Source organism: Sphaerisporangium sp. NPDC049003 (assembly GCF_043197795.1).
In the GTDB taxonomy this organism is placed as follows: Bacteria; Actinomycetota; Actinomycetes; order Streptosporangiales; family Streptosporangiaceae; genus Sphaerisporangium.
In genome coordinates, this window is sequence record NZ_JBICTU010000017.1 from 53,164 (window position 1) to 72,535 (window position 19,372).

The 19,372-nt window shown below is 71.5% G+C and carries 12 protein-coding genes; 3 read left to right on the top strand and 9 right to left on the bottom strand.

Annotation, left to right across the window (positions count from 1 at the left end; genetic code table 11):
• Positions 1 to 8 precede the first annotated feature (8 nt).
• The gene (gene yaaA, locus ACGFIV_RS19850; protein WP_358553619.1) at positions 9 to 773 is read left to right on the top strand and encodes a peroxide stress protein YaaA; all 765 of its coding nucleotides are present in this window, start codon (positions 9 to 11) and stop codon (positions 771 to 773) included.
• On the opposite strand, the gene ACGFIV_RS19855 is transcribed toward yaaA, so the two are convergent.
• The 3 genes from ACGFIV_RS19855 to ACGFIV_RS19865 all read right to left on the bottom strand — a co-directional run bounded on the left by ACGFIV_RS19855 (position 760) and on the right by ACGFIV_RS19865 (position 5,913).
• Positions 760 to 1,734 carry a hypothetical protein gene (locus ACGFIV_RS19855; RefSeq protein WP_358553621.1) on the bottom strand — a complete coding sequence of 325 codons (975 nt, stop codon included), beginning with the start codon at positions 1,732 to 1,734 and terminating at the stop codon, positions 760 to 762. The two genes, yaaA and ACGFIV_RS19855, sit on opposite strands and share 14 nt — an antisense overlap.
• Before the next feature lie 147 nt (positions 1,735 to 1,881).
• A complete protein-coding gene (locus tag ACGFIV_RS19860; RefSeq protein WP_358553623.1) occupies positions 1,882 to 3,576 on the bottom strand; it encodes an RNA polymerase sigma factor in 1,695 nt (564 codons plus the stop codon).
• Between the two features lie 237 nt (positions 3,577 to 3,813).
• On the bottom strand, positions 3,814 to 5,913 hold the full coding sequence (locus ACGFIV_RS19865; protein WP_392836698.1) for a SpoIIE family protein phosphatase: 2,100 nt from the start codon (positions 5,911 to 5,913) through the stop codon (positions 3,814 to 3,816).
• Positions 5,914 to 6,392: 479 nt separating this feature from the next.
• Here ACGFIV_RS19865 and ACGFIV_RS19870 point away from each other — a divergent pair, with 479 nt between their 5' ends.
• The gene (locus tag ACGFIV_RS19870; protein ID WP_358553625.1) at positions 6,393 to 6,680 is read left to right on the top strand and encodes a hypothetical protein; all 288 of its coding nucleotides are present in this window, start codon (positions 6,393 to 6,395) and stop codon (positions 6,678 to 6,680) included.
• A 212-nt stretch (positions 6,681 to 6,892) separates the two neighbouring features.
• The gene (locus ACGFIV_RS19875; RefSeq protein ID WP_358553638.1) at positions 6,893 to 8,614 is read left to right on the top strand and encodes a hypothetical protein; all 1,722 of its coding nucleotides are present in this window, start codon (positions 6,893 to 6,895) and stop codon (positions 8,612 to 8,614) included.
• A 10-nt stretch (positions 8,615 to 8,624) separates the two neighbouring features.
• Here the strand turns inward: ACGFIV_RS19875 and ACGFIV_RS19880 are convergent, their stop codons facing one another.
• The 6 genes from ACGFIV_RS19880 to ACGFIV_RS19905 form a co-directional block, all read right to left on the bottom strand.
• On the bottom strand, positions 8,625 to 10,430 hold the full coding sequence (locus ACGFIV_RS19880) for an ABC transporter family substrate-binding protein (protein ID WP_392836702.1): 1,806 nt from the start codon (positions 10,428 to 10,430) through the stop codon (positions 8,625 to 8,627).
• A gap of 40 nt (positions 10,431 to 10,470) precedes the next feature.
• Positions 10,471 to 12,591 carry a dipeptide ABC transporter ATP-binding protein gene (locus ACGFIV_RS19885; RefSeq protein WP_392836705.1) on the bottom strand — a complete coding sequence of 707 codons (2,121 nt, stop codon included), beginning with the start codon at positions 12,589 to 12,591 and terminating at the stop codon, positions 10,471 to 10,473.
• Positions 12,588 to 13,496, bottom strand: coding sequence for an ABC transporter permease (locus tag ACGFIV_RS19890; RefSeq protein ID WP_358553640.1), 909 nt, complete (start codon positions 13,494 to 13,496; stop codon positions 12,588 to 12,590). Before ACGFIV_RS19890 ends, ACGFIV_RS19885 begins: the two co-directional genes overlap by 4 nt.
• A gap of 3 nt (positions 13,497 to 13,499) precedes the next feature.
• Entirely contained in the window at positions 13,500 to 14,483 is a 984-nt protein-coding gene (locus ACGFIV_RS19895; RefSeq protein WP_358553630.1) for an ABC transporter permease, read from the bottom strand.
• A gap of 227 nt (positions 14,484 to 14,710) precedes the next feature.
• Positions 14,711 to 17,065 (bottom strand): AAA family ATPase, encoded by a 2,355-nt coding sequence (locus ACGFIV_RS19900; RefSeq protein WP_358553632.1) that lies wholly within the window; start codon positions 17,063 to 17,065, stop codon positions 14,711 to 14,713.
• Positions 17,066 to 17,274: 209 nt separating this feature from the next.
• Positions 17,275 to 19,146, bottom strand: coding sequence for a hypothetical protein (locus ACGFIV_RS19905; protein ID WP_392836710.1), 1,872 nt, complete (start codon positions 19,144 to 19,146; stop codon positions 17,275 to 17,277).
• Positions 19,147 to 19,372: the final 226 nt, after the last annotated feature.

Sequence of the window (19,372 nt, forward strand, 5' to 3'; positions counted from 1 at the left end):
CGGGCCCCGTGCTGATCCTGCTGCCGCCGTCCGAGGGCAAGGCCACCCGCGGTAGGGGGGCCGCCCTGGATCTCGGCTCACTGAGCTTCCCCGCCCTGACCTCCGCGCGCGAGAAGGCCCTCGACGCTCTCACCGCCCTGGTCCAGGGCCCCGAGGACGAGGCCGTCGCGGTTCTGGGCCTGTCCCCCGGCCAGGCGGGTGAGCTCGACAGGAACCGGCGGCTGCGCACCGCCCCCACCCTGCCCGTGTCGCGGCTCTACACCGGCGTGCTCTACGACAACCTCGGGCTCGGCTCCCTCGACGCGAGGGCGCGCCGCCGCGCCCAGCGTTCGGTGATCGTGTTCTCGGGGCTGTGGGGCGCGCTGCGGCTCTCCGACCGCGTCCCGCCCTATCGCCTGTCCATGGGCGTACGGCTGCCGCCCCTGGGCGGCCTCGCGGCCCACTGGCGCTCCCCCCTGGCGGAGGTCCTCGACGCCGAGTCGGGGATGGTCGTCGACCTGAGGTCGTCGACGTACGCCCAGGCCTGGCAGCCCGGCTCGCGTGCCACGACGGTGCGCGTGCTGAGAGAGACCGACGGCACCCGCTCGGTGGTGAGCCACATGGCCAAGGCCACGCGCGGCGCCGTCGCGCGCTCCCTGGTCGAGAGCGGCGCCGATCCGCGGAGCCCCCAGGAGCTGGCCGAGCTCCTGGCGGGGCTCGGCCACGAGACCGAGCTCGGCGACCCGCCCAGGAAGGGCAGGCCCTGGACCCTGGACGTCGTTATCCGTTCGTGATCACATTCAGCCGTGAACACGCCTTGAGGAACTCCTTCTCGGGGTCACCCATGTGCGACCAGGGCAGGACGCTGAACCTGCCGCCCGTGCGCGAGAGGTGCCCTCGGGCCGGCCGCCGCATGTCGGCCAGGTAGAACGCCGCGCCGAAGGCGTTGTGCGCCTCCACGGCCCTTGGATGCGCCCTGCCGCCCCTGGGCTCGTGCCAGCGGCCCGCCGCCGAGGTGATCTCGCGCTGCACCTCGTACGAGACCCAGGCGCGCGACCGCCCCGATCGCTCGCCCGCGACGTGCTCGAAGTAGGCCAGGGGCAGCAACGCCGCCAGCGGATCGCCGTCGGGGGCCTGCCGGCCCGCGGCCCGGGCGAAGTCGAACATCTCCTGGCTCGTGCCGCCCCAGCCGGGGGACAGCGTGACCAGCCGGGCGAGACCGGCGGCGAACAGTGTGCGGTGACGGCGTGACGCCTCCGACCAGATGGAGTCCTTCTCCTCCTTCGGCCGCTCCAGGCCGAGGGACAGCCACAGAAGGGAGACCCAGGGCGCCGGATCGGCCGGCATCAGCTGGGCGGCCGCCAGCAGCGGGGCCCGCGCCGCCTCCATCGCCTGATGGAAGACGCGCACCCGGTCGGCCTGCACGGCCCGCGCCCGGACATCGGGCTTGATCTCCCAGGCCTCCTCGACGCGGGTGCGGCCGAGCCACAGCCACAGATCGGGGTTGACCCGGTCGCGCGAGAGCAGGGCCTCGATGCCTCCCGCGAGGCCCACGGCGGCCTTGGCCAGCGCCTCGACCCGCAACGCGCGGACCTCGGGGTCACCCCGGGTCGCGACGAGCGCGGGAATGGCGGGTTCGAGATATCCGCGTCCGAGGGCGTTCACCGCGTCGTCGAGAACGGCGTCGGCCCAGGGACGGCTTGCGATCGGTCGTGGCCCCCGAGCACGCGCCCGATCCACTTCGATCACACCCATGGGCGGTGAGCCTAGAAGCCGTCAAGACTCGCGCCGCTACCGCCACGTTACGGCTGCGTAAACGGCGCTGTCCAAGGAAGGCCCTTTCGCACCATGGGGCCGATGACGAACGGCTCCCGCCCTGTCTGGGCGGGAGCCGTGCCGTCATCAGTCGAGGTAGTCGCGCAGGACCTGCGAGCGCGACGGGTGGCGGAGCTTCGACATGGTCTTGGACTCGATCTGCCGGATGCGCTCGCGCGTCACCCCGTAGACCTTGCCGATCTCGTCGAGCGTCTTCGGCTGGCCGTCGGTGAGGCCGAACCGCATGGAGACCACGCCCGCCTCGCGCTCCGACAACGTGTCGAGCACGGAGTGGAGCTGCTCCTGGAGCAGGGTGAAGCTGACCGCGTCGGCCGGGACGATGGCCTCGGAGTCCTCGATCAGGTCGCCGAACTCGCTGTCACCCTCCTCGCCGAGGGGGGTGTGCAGGGAGATCGGCTCGCGGCCGTACTTCTGGACCTCGACGACCTTCTCAGGGGTCATGTCGAGCTCGCGCGCCAGCTCCTCGGGAGTCGGCTCGCGACCGAGATCCTGCAGCATCTGCCGCTGGACCCGGGCCAGTTTGTTGATCACTTCGACCATGTGGACGGGGATGCGGATGGTCCGCGCCTGGTCCGCCATGGCACGGGTGATCGCCTGGCGGATCCACCACGTGGCGTAGGTGGAGAACTTGTAACCCTTGGTGTAGTCGAACTTCTCGACCGCGCGGATCAGACCCAGGTTGCCCTCCTGGATCAGGTCGAGGAAGAGCATGCCGCGGCCGGTGTAACGCTTGGCCAGCGAGACCACCAGGCGGAGGTTGGCCTCCAGCAGGTGGTTCTTGGCGCGGCGGCCGTCCTCGGCGATCCACTCAAGCTCGGCGCGGACGTCGACGGGAAGCCTCTCGCCGTCGTTCGCGAGCTGCTCCTCGGCGAAGAGACCGGCCTCGATGCGCTTGGCCAGCTCGACCTCCTGCTCGGCGTTGAGCAGCGGGACCTTGCCGATCTGCTTGAGGTAGTCCTTCACCGGGTCGGCGGTGGCTCCGGCGGCGGCGACCTGCGCCACGGGCGCGTCGTCGTCGTCATCGGAGAGGATCAGGACCTCGTCGTCGCTCTGGACCTCGGCTCCGGGCTTGGCCTCGGCTTCCGCCTCGACCTCCACTTCGGCCTCTACCTCGGTCTCTGTGTCGGTTTCGGCCACGGCCTCCACCTCGACGTCGATGTCGAAGTCCTCGAGCTCGAGGTCGCCCTCGATGTCGAGGTCCTCGTCATCCTCGGAGGAGACCTTGGGCTTGGTTTCGATCTTGGGCGATGGCGACGCGGGCACGGCGACCTCCGGCTTGGCCTTCTTGGCGAGGGCGGCAGGGGTTGTGACCTTGGCGGGAGCGTCAGGGGCTGATGCGGCCTTCTTCGCCGGCGCGGCCTTCTTGGCCACGGGCTTCTTGGCGACCGGCTTCTCAGCCGGCGCCGCGGCCTCGCCCCCGGCACCACTCACCACGGCCGTGACGGTATCGGGCTGCTCCTTGGCCGCCGCGGTGGCGGTCTTGGTCTTCTTCACGGGGGCGGCGGTGCGACGCTTGGCCGGGCCACGAGATTTCTTGGGCGCCGCCGAGTCCGCGGCGGTCACCACGACGGTCACACCCTCCTTGCTGAGGTTCCGAAGGAACCCAGCGGCGTGCGACATCGGGATGTCCGCCTCCTCGAAGGCCTTGCGGACATCCTCAGACTCGAGGAAACCCTGCGAGCGCCCACGCTCGATGAGCCGCTGAATGACGGGCTCGTTCAGCTCAGATGGCTTCGAGCGAGTCGAACTTGCAGGCGACACGAACACCTCTCGAACGAACGCATGGTGAGAATGGACCCAGGTGCCCGCTAGGGGCGCTTGCTTCTTTTCGGTGGTGGGCCGTGCGAACCGCGACGTACCTGCCCAGCATTCTGGCATGACCCCGCCGTCCTTACGGCCGCCTCACAGCGGTTGCCCTCCACCCTAGGCCGACCGGAACAGTAGTGCGTACGGAAGCGGGTCACCGATACCCGAAAGCAACCCTTATGACTGTTTCATTCAGTCACTCTTTGTGGCGGCTGGCACATGAACGGCGAGCACCGTGACGTCATCGTCCTGCTCATACCCCGCCAGCATCCGATCCACCAGGAAGTCAAGCAACATATGTGGATTTCCTAGGACTTCCGGGGGCGCTTCGCCGACGACAGAACAAAGTTCTGCGAGCCCGGCGTCGAGCCCGCGCTTGCGGTTCTCCACCAGACCGTCCGAGTAGAGCACCGCGGTGTGACCCGGCGGGACGCAGAACCGGAACTGCTTGCGGATGGTCGGCCAGCCGAGCGGCGTGCCGGGCTCCCCTTCGGACAGCACGGCCGTGCCCTGAGGCGACACCAGCAGGGGCGGCGGGTGACCGGCCAGCGCGAGGGTGCCCTCGCCGGTTCCGGGCTCGACGACCATGTACGCCAGGGTCGTGACCTGCTCTTCTTCCTCGGTGGCGTCGAAGACCCTGTCGAGGCCGGTGAGCACCGCGGCGGGCGGAGGGTTGGTGAGGGCCAGGGCGCGCATCGCGTTGCGGATGCGGCCCATGCCCGCGGCGGCCTTGACGCCCTTGCCCATGACGTCGCCCACGACGGCCGCCACCCGGGCGTCCTGCAGGACGAACGCGTCGTACCAGTCGCCGCCGACCTGGACGTGCCTGCTGCCCGAGCGGAAGCGCTGGGCCAGCACCAGGCCCGGGATGACCGGGAGGCGGTCGGGCAGGAGGCTGCGCTGGAGCGTCTCGGCGGTGCGGTGCTCACGCTCGAACAGCGTGGCCCGCTCCACGGCGAGCGCGCACTGCCCGGCCAGGGCCTCCAGGAAGACGCCGTCCTCTTGGGAGATCTTCTGCGGCCGGGTGAAGGCGAACCTGAGCGCGCCGAGCGCCCGCCCCGCGGCCAGCAGCGGGAGGCCCACCCACGCCCGCTCGTCGCTGTGGGCCAGGAAGGCCTCGACCACCGCCTCGTCGCCGCCCGCCTCCACGAGCTGGGCTCGGAGGCTCTCGGGAGACTCGGCGAACACGGGCCTGCGGCTGTTGACCGCCATGGTCATCACGCTGGACTGCGAGAGCGGGATCTCCTCGCCGGCGGCCCCGGGGACCTCGGGAAGGCCGCCGCTGTTGGTCAGCTTCAGCGCCGCCCGATCGGTGTCGAGGAGGGCGACGGCCGACCTGTCGGCGGCCAGGGCGGTGCGGCCGACGTCGATGATGACCTGCACGACCTGCTCGACCGTGAGCGCCTCGGCGAGCATCGCCGTGGCGCCCTGGAGGCGTGCCGTGCGCAGGGCGGCGGCGCCGAGCTGGTCGGTCAGGCGGCCGCGCATCTCCTCGGCCTCGCGCTGCGGCGTGACGTCGCTGTTGGCGCCGACCCACTCGATGACCCGGCCGTGCCGGATGATCGGTACGGCCCGCACCTCGAAATGGCGGTAACCGCTTGCCCGGGTGCGGACGCGGTAGCTCCACTCGAACAGGGTGCGCCCGCGCAGGGCCTCGCGCCAGGCCTCGTCTGCGGCCGGGCGGTCGTCGGGGTGCACGGCCTCCAGCCAGCCGTAGGCGAGGTATTCTTCGAGGCTCTGGCCGGTGATGGCCCGCCACTGCGGGGCGTCCTCGAACACGGCGCCCGTGGGCGAGGTGATCCACACCAGCTGCTGCTGCGACTCGACCAGCGAGCGGTAACGCTCCTCGCTGCGGCGCAGCTCCTCCTCGGTGAGCTGGCGCTCGGTGACGTCGACGCCGAACATGGCGACCCCGGCCAGCGCGCCCTTGTCGCCGTGGATCGGATAGAACGACAAGGTCCAGTGCCGCAGCTCACCGCTGCCGGACATGGTGCGGTAGCGCTGGTCGCCGTTGGCGACCGCGCGGTGCTCCTCGACGACCCTGCGCAGCGCCGCGTCGATCAGGGCCGAGAGGTCGGCGGCGAGGATCTCCGACGCCGCGTGGCCGACATGATCGTCGGCGGTCACGCCGCTGACGTCGGCGAAGCTCTGGTTGACCCGCTGGAACCTGCCGGCCGTGTCGAAGAACGCGAAGGCGAACGGCGCCTCGGCGAGCAGGCCCTGGAATAGGGCGGGGTCTGAGATGTCCACACCCGACTCCCGGGGACGGGGCACGGAGGTTTCGGCGCTCATGGTCGGCACCTCCGTCGCGTGCCAGGGTCTCCCACGAGGCACATCTCCATAACTGTGATTGGTAGCGCGGAACTGCACTACATCATCGGCGATGGGCACGCACGGACGGAAGCCCCGGCCGCGATGCGGTCAACGCATCCTGTCAAAAACGCGCCGCGGTGTGCAGCAAGATCGGCCGACTTTCTCGGCACTCGCCCCTTGGTCTGCCCGGTCTCCGCCACCTCGGCCAAGCCTTCAGCCCTCCGCCACCTCGGACCCGCACGGTAACGCCTCGTGCCGTAGGGCACGGCGTGTCCGGCAACCGGACGCGCTGGGGAACAGCTTCCCACAGGAGAGGGCGTGTGGTGCCGGATGTGCCCCTAACCCTTAGGGGTTGACACCTCCGCGATACAAGATGAAATGGGAAACGCACGCCCCCTCAGCGCACTGGTCCGGGGGACAGATCTCCCCCGGCTCACCGGGAGGATGCGAAACCGCCCATGCCTGCTCTAGCAACGCGTTTCACCTGGGGAACCGCCGAACCGCGAGTATCCGAACCACGCGAAGCCCAATCGCGAGCAGCCGGGCCGCGTGATCTCGTCACCGCGCGCCTCTCCGACGAGTTCCTCATCGTGCCCATCGAGATCGTGGAGCGATGTGTGGACGACGTGTGGGCGTGCGCCGCCCACCTCGGGGTCGACATCACCGCGCCCGTCGTAGAGCGCATCGCCCGCGAGCACCTGCTCGCTCTCTCCAGCTCCGCGCTCCTCGTCGCCCCTCCCGGCTGACCGGGTTCCGGCACGGGTAACACACATGGCCCCTGGCGGTGACACTCGCAGGCCCATGTGGGTAACAGTCGGGCCTTCCGGGTAACAGCGGGGTCACCAGGCGGCGTTCCGTGCACCGTTTGGGCCTGGAATGCGAGAAGGTAAGGGGCGTGAGCCGCCGACGACGACGAGACCCCCGGGGCACCCAGCCGCCGGACGACGTGTTCGCGGAGATGCTTCTGGCGGCCCGCGAGCTGCTCGCCGTCCGCACCCCGCTCGACGCCGAGCTGATGGTCTCCGACATGCTCGGCGCGTGGTGGGGCCGCCGCCTGCGCCGGGGCGACGTGGAGGAGTTCCTCGGCGAGGGCCTGGTCGACTACGCCGCCAAGGCGGGCACGCCCGCAGCGCTGACCCTGCTGATCGCCGTGGCCTACCTCGGCACCGCCCGGCAGGCCGCGAAGGCCGAGGGCGCCGCGCTGGCCCTGATGGAGTCCGATGTGGCGCGGCCGCGCTGGGCCGAGCGTGTTGGAGCGGTCAAACCCCGGGGCTGCTACGTCTCAAGGGACGCCTACGGCGACCAGGACACCGTGGTGTGCACCTTCGCCTACCGGGGCTTTCCCGACCAGTCCGCGCAGGGTCGCGTCGGCTTGGGCCAGGCGGCGTCTTCGGGCAGGGCCGGGGCGGCGGGTCACGGCCACCGTTCCGGTGCGATCGGGCGCGATCGCGACTCCGAGGCCCCGGCCGGCGACGGCGCCGGCCTGGTCTCGGCGCGGGAGGCGCCGGGGTGCGGCACCGCCGAGGGCACCGTGGCGGGGCGGGCTCCCGAGGCCCACAGCGAGGACTCCCACGCCCTGGTGGTGATCGTCGACTACAACATGCGGGGCATGGCCCGTGACGCGTGGGTCTCCTCCCAGGTCGACAGCCTGCTGGAGAAGGCCGGCATGGAGGCCGCCGGCAATCCCATGCTGCGCTTCGAGGAGATCGAGCCGCAGCAGGCAAGGGCGCTGCTGGAGTTCGCCATGAAGGCCACGACCGAGTCGCTGGGCCGCAAGTCGCCCAAGCTCGTCAGCGACAGCTACAGCGCTTACCACGCCTTCGCCAGGGCCCGGATCAAGGCGTTGCCGCCGGGCCGCAAGCGCCCCGCCCCGCTCTTCAGCGAGGCGCCCTACAGCCGCGACCGCCGCGCGATGCTCGCGGCGGAGTTCCTGGCCTCCGACGCGGCCGAGCACCTCTCGGACCCCTCGGCGGCGTCCCGGTGCGCCGACCACATCATCGACTACGGATGCGACCAGGACTTCAACCGCCCGCTGCGGGTGAGCCCCACCAAGTGCGAGACGTTCCTCCTCGACTGGCTGCCGCGCAAGGTCCTGCTCGATCCCGCCGAGCAGGAGGCCATGCCCCACGTGCTGCTGTCATGGGTACGGTTCGCCGCCCCGAGGACCGGGCTGCCCGAGGAGGGCGTCCGGGCGACGCTGGACGCCGTCTGGGAGGCGACGGGCCGCTTCACCGAGGCATACCGCGACCCGACGACCTTCGGTCTGGACCGATCCCTCGTCGAGCGCCTGCTGCCCGACGGCGACCTGTCGGCCCTCGCGCGGCGGGCGTTCGCGTTCCCGTTCCTGGAGGGCACGCACGGCGACATCGACCTGTCGGCCCTCCACCCGGCCGAGGACGCCGACCGCCGCATCCTGGTGGAGATCGACCACGCGGACGAGCGCGGCCGTCCCGACTACGCCGAGCACCTGGCCTGGCACGAGGAGATCGCCAAGCGGCTGTGGGACGGCGACCCCGAGCAGTTGTGGGAGGCGGCCCAGCGCCTGCTCGACCTCGGGCACGACCGCCACGACGTGCTGCACGTGCTCATGGAGATCGCGGAGCGGATCGGCGACCACCCCGACGAGCTGGCCGCCGCCCTGGACGACATCGCCGACATCCCCGACGAACCCCCCGCCTAGGCGCCGGGCGCTAGCCGGTGAAGCCGATGTCGGCGTACTTGAGGGTGTAGAACCCGGGGGCCCCGATGTTGGCGAGGGTGGACTTCACCCCCCAGTTCTGCGGCCGCTGGTAGAGCGGGAGGACGTTGACCTTCTGCCAGATCAGCTTGTCGGCCTCGTTGGCGTCGCTCCTCGCCTGCTCGGCGTTGAGGTCGGACGAGGCCTTCTTCATCGCCGTGTCGATCTCGGGGCTGCCCGACCTGCCGAAGTTGGCGTTCCACTGGATCTTGCCGTCCGACGATTTGACCCCGTTCGCGTACGTGCCGTAGCTGCTGGAGACCGGGAACGGCGTGCCGATGTAGGAGAACGGCGCGATGTCGAAGTTGCCGGGGATGACGTACTTGGAGAAGAAGTCGTCGTTCGGCACCGACTGGATGGTGACCTTGACGCCGATGCGCTCCAGCATGGCCTGGGTCAGCTCACCTTCGGACTTGCTGAGCTGCAGCCCGGCCGGGATCACGAAGCGGACGGTGAGCACCTTGCCGGCCTTCTGGCGGGTGGGGCTCGCCCGGCGCCAGCCCGCCGCGTCGAGCAGCTTCTCGGCCTTGGCGGGGTCGTACTTCCCGAGCGCGCCGGCGTTGTCCTGGTAGCCGGCCTGGGTGTTCATGAAGAAGTGGTTGTTGAGGAGCGCGCTGTTCCAGCCGAGCCCCTGCAGGTCCGACCGCGTGATCGCGTCGCGGTTCAGGCCGAGGACGATCGCCTGGCGGACCTTGACGTCGGAGAGCGCGGGACTGTCGCCGTTGAAGGTGAAGTGCCGGAAGTCCGGACCCGCGGCCTGCCGGATGACCGCGCCCTTGGCGCTCTTGGCCCTGGCGTAGTCGGGCGCGGAGGGTCCGACGTCGAAGACGTCCAGCTCGCCGTTGGTGAACGCACCGACCAGCGCGTCGGTGCCCAGCGAACGATAGATGATCTTGTCGAGCTTGGCCCTGTCGCCCCACCAGGCGTCGTCGCGGACGATCGTCGTCGTCTTGGCCGTCTGGTCGAAGGAGGCGAACTTGAACGGGCCTGCGGTCACGGGGATCCGGTTCAGCCAGCTGGTGTTGAAGGCGTCCGGCGTCGCGTTCGTCGACTTCGGGTAGAGCGGCCAGAACAGCGACTGCCACTCGGAGAACGGGCTCTCGAAGGTCACCAGCACCTCGTAGTCGTCCTTGCCCCGGGCGACGCTCGCGATGTCCTGGTAGCCGGTCGTCGCGGCGACGTGGAAGTCGGGGTTCGCGCCGTTCAGGGCCTTCCACTGGGCTTCGTAGTCCTGCCAGGTGATCGGCCTGCCGTCGGACCACCGGGCCCTGCGGTTCAGCGTGTAGGTCACCACCTGACGCGGGCTGGTCGCCGTCACCCGGGCGTCGGTGACGTAGTTGGTGTTCGGGACCGGGGTGGCCTTCTCGTCGGAGCGGAACGCGGCGGGCATCAGGGCGTCGATGACCTTCTTGACCTCCGCGAGGTTGCCGTCGACGTGGTTCAGGTTCCATTGGGTGGGGAACTCGGTGAGCCCCCAGTGCAGGACGCCGCCCTGCCTCACCCGGTCGCGGGGCATCTGGTTGATGTCGAAGGCCTTGATCGCCGGCGGGACCTTCCCCGTGGACGTGCCCCCCGCGCCGCCCCGGCCGCTCCCGCAGGCCGTCAGCGCGAGCGACAGGGACAGGGACAGGGTGATGACAAGGGCGACGGCCGCCAGCGGGCCCCGGCGACCGCGCGCGAGCGCGCCGATCGGCGAGGGCGCGCCGGCCCTTCCCCGCGCGTCCCCCGCGCCCGGCCGTCCCCTCCGGACTACAGTCACGTTTCCTCCCTATATATAGGTCTATGTCCGGCATTGCCCGCTAAACGACGTCGAGCTTCTCCGCGTAGTGGCAGGAGGCTCCGTGGTCGTCCCCTAACGGGCGGACCTCGGGCTCCTCCTCGACGCAGCGCACCCGGCGCACATCAGTGAGGGCCTTGAACTTGGGGCACCGGGTGCGGAACCGGCAGCCCGAAGGGGGGTTCGCGGGGCTGGGGAGGTCCCCGTCGAGCAGGATGCGGCGGCGCTCTCGCTCCTTGTCGGGGTCGGGGATCGGCACGGCGGACAGGAGCGCCTGGGTGTACGGATGCATCGGCGAGCCGTACACCTCGCCCACCCGGCCGATCTCGGCGATCCTGCCGAGGTACATCACGGCCACGCGGTCGGCGATGTGCCGCACCACCGACAGGTCGTGGGCCACGAAGAGATAGGACAGGCCGAGACGGCGCCCGAGGTCTTCGAGAAGGTTGATCACCCCGGCCTGGATGGACACGTCGAGCGCGGAGACCGGCTCGTCGAGCACGATCAGCCGGGGTCGCAGGGCCAGTGCCCGGGCGACGGCGATGCGCTGGCGCTGGCCGCCGGAGAAGTCCTGGGGGTGGCGGGAGGCGTCCGCCGGGTCCATGCCGACGAGCCTGAGCAGCCGACGCACCCGGGGACCGATGTCCTTGCACCCGTGGGCCGCCAGGGGCTCTCCCACGATGTCGTGGACGGTCATGCGGGGGTCCAGGGAGGCGAGGGGATCCTGGAAGACGACCTGCATGCGCCGCCGGACGGCCATGCGGTCGCGCGGGGTCAGCCCGGCGGTGTCATGCCCGAACACGACGACGCGGCCCCGCTCGGGCCTGGACAGCTCAAGGATCTCCATGAGCGCCGTCGTCTTGCCGCACCCGGACTCCCCCACCAGGCCGAGCGTCTCCCCCTCGCGGATGTCGAAGCCGATGCCGTCGACGGCGCGGACCGTGCCGACCCGGCGCCTGAAGACCGCGCCCTTCATCACGGGGTGGTATTTCACCAGGTCGTCGACCTGGAGCACCACGGCGCGCCGCTCACGTGGCGGCCGTACGGGCGACGACGGGACGGCGGAGGGGACGGCAGGGGGCGGCGCGGCGAGGGCCGGGACGGCGTGGGGGGCGCCGGTCTCAGCGACGACGCCGGGCGGGACGGCGTGGGGCGGAGCGGTGTCCGGAGGGGGGGCCGAGCCGATCTCGTGCGCGCGAACGCACGCGGCCCGGTGACCGGGAGCCACCTCCGCCAGCGGCGGCTCGGCGGCCACGCACTCGGGGACGGCCATCGGGCATCGAGGCTCGAACGGGCAGCCGGGCGGCAGTTCGGCCAGAGAGGGAGGATTGCCCTCGATCGGCACGAGCGGCGTCTCCTTGCCCGCGTCCACGCGGGGCACCGAGGCCAGCAGGCCGATGGTGTACGGCATGCGCGAGCGGTAGTACACGTCGCGCACGGTGCCGACCTCCACCTCGCGCCCCGCGTACATGACGAGCACGCGGTCGGCGAAGCCCGCCACCACCCCGAGGTCGTGGGTGATCAGCACGATCGCCGCGCCGGTCTCGCGCTGGGCCGTCTTCAGCACCTCAAGGACCTGGGCCTGGATGGTGACGTCAAGCGCGGTGGTGGGCTCGTCGCAGATGATGACGTCGGGGTCGTTGGCGATCGCCATGGCGATCATGGCGCGCTGCCGCATGCCCCCGGAGAACTCGTGCGGGAAGGCCCTGGCCCGCTGCCCGGGGTTGGGGATGCCCACCAGGTCGAGCAGTTCCACGGCCCGCTCGGCCGCGTGCCGGCGGCTCACCCTCTGGTGGACGCGCACGGCCTCGGCGATCTGGTCTCCCACGCGGTAGACCGGGGTCATCGCCGAGAGCGGGTCCTGGAAGACCATCGACATGGTCCTGCCGCGGAAGGCGGCGAGATCCCTCTCGGAGGCGCCCAGCAGCTCCTCGCCGTGCAGGAGCACCGAGCCGGTCACCTTGGCGTGCCGGGGCAGCAGGCCCATCACCGCCAGTGAGGTGACCGACTTGCCCGCGCCCGACTCGCCCACGACGCCGAGCACCTCGCCCCCCTCGACCGAGTAGCTGACCTCGCGTACGGCCCGGACGTCGCCGAAGCTCACCTCCAGGTCGCGCACCTCCAGCACCGGCCGGCCGCTCACCTGGGCCTCCGGGCGCCGGGATCGAAGGCGTCGCGCAGGGAGTCGCCGATCAGGTTGACCGCGAGGATCATGACGACCAGGCCGCCCGCGGCGAACCAGAACGACCACGGGGCGTACAGCGCGGTCCTTCCGCCGTCGGCGATCAGGCTGCCGAGCGAGACGTCGGGCGGCTGGATGCCGAACCCGAAGTACGACAGGCTCGTCTCGGTGAGGATGGCGGCGCTGACGTTCAGCGTCGCGTCCACGATCAGCAGAGACGCCAGGTTCGGGATGACGTGCCTGAAGATGATGATCGAGGGCGGCACCCCCATGAACCGCGCCGCCATGATGTACTCTCGCTCCTTGATCGCCTTGGTCATCCCCCGCACGATCTTGGAGGTGACCATCCACAGGAACAGCGCCAGCATGATCACGAACAGCAGCCAGCGCCCCCCGGTGAACAGCGGGGACATGATGGCGAGGATCAGGAACGCCGGCAGGACGAGGAGCAGGTCGGCCACCCACATCAGCGTGCGGTCGGTCCAGCCGAGGAAGTAGCCGGCGAACGAGCCGACCGTCGCCGCGACCCCGGTCGACAGCACCGCGACGAGCAGGCCGACGATCAGCGACTTCTGCGCCCCGCGCAGCGTCAGGGCGAACACGTCGGACCCGGTCTGGAGCGTCCCGAACCAGTGGCCGGGTGAGGGCGGCTGCATGAACGCCGTGAAGTCCATGTCGGTGTAGGACCAGCGGTAGAACAGCGGGCCGAGGAAGGCCAGCAGGAACATGCACGTCAGCAGGCCGAAGCCCAGCCGCCCCTGCCTGGTGCGGAAGAAGCGCGCGGCCACCACCCGGGCCCTGGATGGGATGCGGACGCGCTCGGCCTCCGCCTCGACCTCGGCGAACTCCTCCTCGGGCAGCGTCATCATCTAGCCCACCCGCACCCGGGGGTCGAGGAAGGCGTGCAGCACGTCGGAGGCCAGCGAGGCGAGCAGCACGGCCAGCGCGGCGAAGCAGCTGATCGCCGCGACCATGTTGACGTCGTTGGTGCGGATGGAGGCCACGAGCTCCTCCCCCATGCCGTGCCAGCCGAAGACCGACTCGGTGATCGTCGCGCCGACCAGCAGCGAGCCGAAGGTGAACGCGAAGTAGGTGACCGCAGGGATCAGCGCGGTCCTCAGTGCGTGCTTGACCAGTGCCGTGCGCCGGCGGAGCCCCTTGGCCATGGCCGTGCGGACGAAGTCGGCGTCTAGCACGTCGAGCATCATGTTGCGCTGGTAGCGGCTGTAGACGGCGACCTGCCCGACGGCGAGCGAGAGCGTCGGCAGGGCGAGGTGCTTGACGCGGTCGAGCAGCGCCGCCCCCGCGCCGCCGCCGAGGCCCGGGGTGGCCTCGCCGCTGACCAGGAAGAGCTGGGTGCCGAGATGGTCGTTCAGCCAGACCGCGCCGATGATCAGCATGTTCGCCAGCACGACGGTCGGGATCGCGAGCACGAGGAAGGCGGCCACGGTGGACAGCCGGTCGAACCAGCCGTACTGTCTCACCGCCGCGCAGGCCCCGATGAGCACCCCGGCCACGCTGCCGAGCACCACCCCTAGCAGGATCAGCCGCAGCGTGACGCCGAGCCGGCGCCGGAGCTCGGCGTCGACCCTGTCGCCGTTCCACGTCCTGCCGAAGTCGCCGTGCGCCACTCCCCCCGCCCATCTGAGGTAGCGCTCGAACAGCGGGGTGTGGTCGTTCAGGTTGTACTGCGTGAGCTGGGCGTCGACCACCGAGGCGGGCGGCCGGGGAGTGCGCCCCTCGTAGTTGGACCGCGGGTTGAGCGCGGTGGCGGCCAGCATGTACGCCAGGCTCGTGGCGACGGCGATCAACACCGCGTAGTTGACCAACCGGCGGAGCAGGAACCCTGCCATCGCCCCCCTTCCCCCGATTGCCACGTCATGCCGGATGACCCGCGCGAGGGGCGGACCGCGACCCTCCGTGCCCATCCTGCTACACGACGTAACCATCTGGTGACAAGAAAGTGGCCAATCGGGCAAGGTGTCGGCTCCGAGGGCTCCAGGTACCCGGCCCCGGCCGCTCGCGATCGCCACCGGCGATCGCCGGTGGCGAGCCCTGTCAGGCGACGGGCGGGCCCGGTCTAGCGGTCGGCGAGCTCGTCCACCGCCGTACGCACGTCGTCGCTGGTGATCGTAGTGAGGTCCTCGGCGCTCGCGGTGCCGCCGCGCCCGGCGAGCCGTACGTCGCGCCCCAGCGCGGCCCGCTCGAACAACGAGCGGGCGAAGCGGCCGTTGCCCAGCTCGTCGATCAGGCCCTCGGCGCAGACCCAGGAGAACACATCGGCGAGGTCGCGCTTGGCCGACTCGTCGAAGCGGTCGCCCGAGTGCTCCGCCAGCAGCCCCGCGATCTCGGTGAGCTCTGCCGGGCTGTACGACGGGAACGCCACGCGCTGGTTGAACCTGCTGGACAGGCCGGGGTTGGTGGCAAGGAGGCGCTCCATCTCGGAGGCGTACCCGGCGAGGATGATGACGAGGCGGTCGCGGTCGTCCTCGGCGCGCTTGAGCAGGGTCTGCACGGCCTCGGCGCCGAAGGCGTCTCCCCCCTGGTAGCCGCTGTTGACCAGGCTGTACGCCTCGTCGACGAACAGCACCCCGCCGAGCGCGCGGTCGACCAGCTCGTTGGTCTTGATCGCCGTGGCGCCGAGGTGCTGGCCGACGAGGTCGGCGCGGGAGGCCTCCACCACGTCGGGACGCGACAGCAGCCCGAGCGCGGCGAAGATGCGGCCGAGCACGCGGGCCACGGTGGTCTTGCCGGTGCCGGGCGGCCCGACGAAGACGAAGTGCCGCATCTGCGGCGGGGCCGGCAGCCCCTGCTCCTGGCGCATCCGCGCGACCCGCAGCTGCGCCGCGATGGCCCGGACCTGCCGTTTGACCGGTTCGAGGCCGGCCATGCGGTCGAGATCGGCGAGGGCCTCCTCCAGGCTCGGCGTGGCCTGGTAGCCGCGGAACCTGGCGGTGATCTCGTAGAACGCCTTGGTGAGATCGGCGGTCGTCGTGGTGACGAGATCCTCACGGCTGGGAGAGCCGCCCGCGCCCACCACGCGCACGTCGCGGGCCTGGGCCGCCGCCTCGACCAGGCTGCGGGCGAACCGCGCGTTGCCCAGCTCGTCGGTGAGCCCGCGGCGGTGAACGTCCTCGAACAGGCCGAGCAGCACGGGAGGGGCGTCCGGCGACAGCCGCTCGCCCCGACGCGCCCGCAGCACCTCGGTGATGCGCAGCAGCTCGGACGGCGAGTAGCCCGGGAACTTGACCCGGGTGGAGAACCGCGAGGACAGGCCGGGATTGGAGCCGAGGAAGGTCGTCATCTCCTTCTCGTAGCCGGCCAGGATGACGATGAGCCGGTCGCGGTCGTCCTCCGCGCGCTTGAGCAGGGTCTGCACGGCCTCCGCGCCGAACCGGTCGGGCTGCCCCTCGCCGGAGTTCATCAGGCTGTACGCCTCGTCGACGAACAGCACCCCGCCGAGCGCCTGGTCGATTAGCTCGTTGGTCTTGATGGCCGTGGCGCCGAGGTACTCGCCGACCAGGTCGGCCCGCTGCGCCTCGACGACAAAGGGCGTCTCCAGCAGGCCGAACGCGTAGAAGATCTTGGCGACCGTGCGCGCCACGGAGGTCTTGCCCGTGCCCGGCGGGCCCACGAAGACGAAGTGGCGCATCGGCTGCCCGGTGGAGTACCCGGCCTCGGCGCGCAGCCGGGACGCCTCGATCGAGGCCGCGATCGAGCGAACCTGCTCCTTGACCGGCTCCAGGCCGATCATGCTTTCGAGCTCGCCGAGGGCCTCCTCGACGGAGATCGGCGGGGGCGTGCCGCGCTCGGGCAGGCCGTCGCGCTCGCCGCCGCCTTCCCTGACACGCTGCCTGGCCTGGGCGGACGACGCCTGCGCCTGCGCGGCAGTGAGCCTGCGGCGCGCCTGGCTCGCCTGGACGAGGCGGTAGGCCAGGACGGCGGCGGCCACGCCGTACGCCGCCCAGACGGCGCCGTCGGCGGAGAACGTGGCCACGGCGAAGGTGACCATGGCCGCCGCGCCGAGGGCGGCGAGCGTGGTCACCCAGGGCGTCACCCACCTGATCAGGTGGGCGGCGACCCCGGTCAGCACGCCGAGCAGGATGAACAGGGTGGGCAGCGCGGAATGCGGCTGCACGTAGCCGCCCATGACCACCATCACGCACGACCACGCCAGCAGGACGACCACGGTCGCGGCGGCGCGGGGGAAGCGCAGGGTCAGCTCGGCGAAACCAAGAAGTAACAGGGTGGTGAGGAACGTCGAGAAGGGCGACCAGCCGAGGACGACCGCGATGATCAGGGCCCCGACGAGGACGGCCGCGAACATGACCCGTCTCGTGGTACGGGAAAGCTGGAAATAACGTAGTCGGACATGCTCGAACGCATCACGGGCCGCGGCGCGCCCCGCCGGCCGGGCCCTGTCGGAGTCCCGCATTTTGCCTCCCCGGTCGCCTCCCGGTTATACCGCACCAAGGGCCCACGCGCGCGTCCCCGGGCCCGTGCCCTTCACAACGCGCCGCGAGGTCCCTACGGAGAGGAGCCCCCGACGGGCGGGGACACGCGCGGCACCGCGCTTACCGGCGGGCCGGGGCCTCGCCGCCGCGGGAGGATCGGGGTCCGCGCGGGCTGCGTGGCGGCGGAGGGTCAGGGTCTGCGGGGGGAGTTGCGGGCCTCGTGGCGGCCGGGGTACTCGCCGACGAGGACGTGCTTGGGCGTCACCCGCAGCACGTCCTCCGCGGGGTCGGCGAGGGCGATCCCGCGGACCTCTGCCCAGAAGCGCCGCTCGATCGGGTCGGCGACGAAGACGGCCACCCGCGGATCGCGCTCCGCCGCGGCCCACGCCTCCTCGGCGGCGATCAGGCGCAGCTCTCCCGACGCGCTCACCGAGGTCACGGCCCCGACGGCGAGCGTGCGCGGGCCCCCGGCGTCGGTGTAGGACAGCACGACGCTGCGGGAGTACGTGAAGGCCCGCCGCACCTCGGGGCTGAGCGCGACGGACGGGCCGACCTCGCCGGGCAGGCGGGGACCGCATCCCTCGCAGAGGATCAGGGACGCCCGCCACGGCCCGGCCGACCCCCGCCACCAGGCGCGCGCGGCCCGTGCCACGAACGCGAGCACCACGACGAGGAGCGCTCCCGCGACCGTCCACCACGCCCGCTCGCCGAGCCGGGGGGCCAGGCCGAGCGCGGGTACGGCTCCCGCCACCACCAGCGCGGCGGAGGCGACGAACAGGAACGCCAGCGCCACCGCCAGCCACCAGTCGGCGCGAAGGATCTCGCGCGTCCGTGACCGCAGCCCGCCCCGTCCGCGCACGTACAACATGGCGACCGGGACGCAGACCCCCGCCAGCGCGGCCCGGCGCTCGGCGGCCACCAGGGGCAGCACGGCCAGCACGGCGAGCACCGCCACCAGGAACCACAGGCGCGCGGCGACGATCCACAGGGTCACGCCGGTGTTCCGCCGCGCGACCCGCTCGGGCGGGACGGCGGTGAACTCGGCGAGCGCCCGTACGGGCCTGCCCCGCCACGCCTCGGTGAAGGCCCGGAGGACCAGCACGGCCACCCCGTTGAAGAGCACCAGCCCGAGCAGCCCGGCCCAGAACCCGCCGACGACGTCCTCCCACCGGACCACGGTGGGCGCGGTGGCGGAGGCGACCAGCGGGACGACCTCGCCCGCGAGCGACCAGGCAGGCAGGGTGGCCAGCGCCGCCACGTACGCCGCCACCACCAGGAAGGTGACCGACACGGCCACGGAGAGCCACAGGTCGCGCGCGAGCATCCCTGGCACGTACTTCCACACCGTGATCCTTCTGGCCTGCCGTACGGTCGCCACCAGCACCAGGACCATGACGGCCGCGCCGCCGGCGAGCGCCTCCACGCGCAGGTCGTACCAGAAGGCCAGGACGGTGACGACGGCCAGGGAGATCGCCATGAGCGCCCGTACCTGCCGGGCCCACACCTCCAGGGCGCGGCGGGAGCGGCCGGTCTCCCTGGGGTCGACCGTCCACGTGGGATCGTGGTGGTCGCGGGGCCGTTCCCACCGCAGGAACGTCAGGCCGAGGTTGATCCGCGCGCCCGGGTGCCCGTCGTCCCTGCGCAGCGCGGCCCGGTAGGCCATGGCCGCCTGCTCGTGATCGCCCCGCAGCAGGGCGAGGTCGCCGATGAGGACGTGCGGGTCGGGCTGCTCGGGGGCGAACCGCACGGCCTGCCGCGCGTGGGCCCAGGAGTCCCGCCACCGGCCGGGGAGCCTGCGGAGCATCGAGCCCATCCTCAGCCGCGCGGCCCAGGAGCCGGGTGCGAGCCGGACGGCGTCCTGGGCCGCGACGACCGCCTCGGAGTCGCGGCCGAGGCGTTCAAGGGCGAGACTCACCAGCCGATGCCCCCATTCGCCCTCGGGGTCGCGTTCGACCGCCTCGCCGGCGGCCTCCAGCGCCCCCTCGGGCTGATCGCGCGCCAGTCTCGCGACGGCGACCACACACCAGGCCCGGGGATCGGAGCGGTCTCGCGGGGGTGGCACCGGAGAGGGATCTGACTCGCTGGCGTTCCCCACGCCGTCATGGTCCGTTGCGGATCACCGGTTGCCTAGATGTCGGACATATACCTATAGCTCTCTAGAGAGGCCGGCGGCGCCCCAGCTTGATCACCCATCCCAGGGGCCCCTGGAGATCGTGGATCGCGACCCTCCGGCATGCCGCGCGCCGGCGGTCCTCGGCCGTTGTGGCAAGCTCCTGAGGAATCACCCG